The organism is Rhizomonospora bruguierae (assembly GCF_018397995.1).
Classification (GTDB): Bacteria; Actinomycetota; Actinomycetes; order Mycobacteriales; family Micromonosporaceae; genus Rhizomonospora; species Rhizomonospora bruguierae.
Genome location: NZ_BBQH01000149.1, coordinates 1 through 1,287, shown reverse-complemented (window position 1 = coordinate 1,287; position 1,287 = coordinate 1). Strand labels below are relative to the sequence as shown.

Here is a 1,287-nt window from a genome sequence, read left to right as displayed (position 1 = left end):
GAGGTTCCCCCTGCGGACCGGACACCCTGAAACCAGACAGTGGTCTGGGGGAAGGATGTCCTGGTGCCCCGTCCATCGAAGTACCCCGAGCAGTTCCGCCGGGACGCGGTCGAGTTGGTCCGCTCGTCACCGGATCGGTCGCTGCGTGAGATCGGTCGAGAACTCGGCGTGAATCATGAGACCCTGCGTGGCTGGGTCAACGCCGCCAAGCGTGCCGAGCAGACCAGCGCCGGCGGCCGTGGTGGTGGCGAAGAGGTCAGCCCCAGCGAGCGCGAGGAGCTGCGCCGGCTGCGTCGCAGGGTGGCCGAGCTGGAGACGGAGAAGGACATTCTCCGCAAGGCAGCCGCCTATTTTGCGAAAGAGATGGGTCGATGATCCACCGCTACCGGTTCATCTCTGAACACGCCGCCGTGTACGGCGTCGCGCGGCTGTGCCGTGTCCTAGCGGTGAAGCGCAGGCAGGGCTACTACGAGTGGGCGGCCGCCCAGCCCGCCCGAGCGGCGCGGGCGCAGGCCGACGACGCCCTCGCCGCCGAGATCCGGACCATCCACGGCGCGCACAAGTGCGCGTACGGCTCCCCGCGGGTGGCTGCGGAGCTGCGCCGCCGGGGCCGGCGGGTCAACCGCAAGCGGGTCGAGCGGATCATGCGTGAGCGCGGCATCGTCGGGCACACCCGGCGCCGGCGCCGCTCGCTGACGAAGCAGGACGCCACGGCCGCACCGGCGCCGGATCTGATCGGGCGGGACTTCACCGCGCCAGCGCCTGGGCAGCGCCTCGTGGGTGACATCACCTACCTGCCCACCGCCGAGGGCTGGCTGTACCTGGCCACCACCATCGACCTGTTCAACCGGGAGGTGATCGGCCACGCCATGGCCGAGCACATGCGCGCCGGGCTCGTCACCGACGCCGTCGAACTGGCCCACCGCCGCGGCCTCGTGGCTCGTGGCGCCATCTTCCACTCCGACCGCGGCGCCCAGTACACCTCCGCCGAGTTCCGAGCCACGCTGACCCGGCTGCGGATGCGGGCATCGATGGGCCGCGTCGGTTCCTGCTACGACAACGCCGTCGCCGAATCGTTCTTCGCCAACCTCAAGACAGAGATCGGCACCAAAGTCTGGGCCACCCGAGCCGAGGCCCGCCGAGCCGTCTTCGCCTACATCAACTACTACAACCAGAACCGTCTACACTCGACGATCAACCATCGCACCCCGTACGAGATGCGCGTCTGCTACCGTCAACCCATCGCCCTCGCGGCATGAAACCCTGGTGTCCGATCCCAGGGTGGAA

The 1,287-nt window shown here is 69.2% G+C and carries 2 protein-coding genes; both read left to right on the top strand.

Annotated elements, in window-relative coordinates:
* Nucleotides 1-63 precede the first annotated feature (63 nt).
* Nucleotides 64-375, top strand: coding sequence for a transposase (locus KJS59_RS30555; protein WP_213457461.1), 312 nt, complete (start codon nt 64-66; stop codon nt 373-375).
* Nucleotides 372-1,259, top strand: coding sequence for an IS3 family transposase (locus KJS59_RS30550; protein WP_213457459.1), 888 nt, complete (start codon nt 372-374; stop codon nt 1,257-1,259). The genes KJS59_RS30555 and KJS59_RS30550 overlap by 4 nt, the downstream gene beginning before the upstream one ends.
* The last annotated feature ends 28 nt before the right edge of the window (nt 1,260-1,287 follow it).

Coding starts and splice junctions, on each gene's coding strand:
- KJS59_RS30550 (WP_213457459.1), top strand. CDS start 372: ATGATCCACCGCTACCGGTTCATCTCTGAACACGCCGCCGTGTACGGC.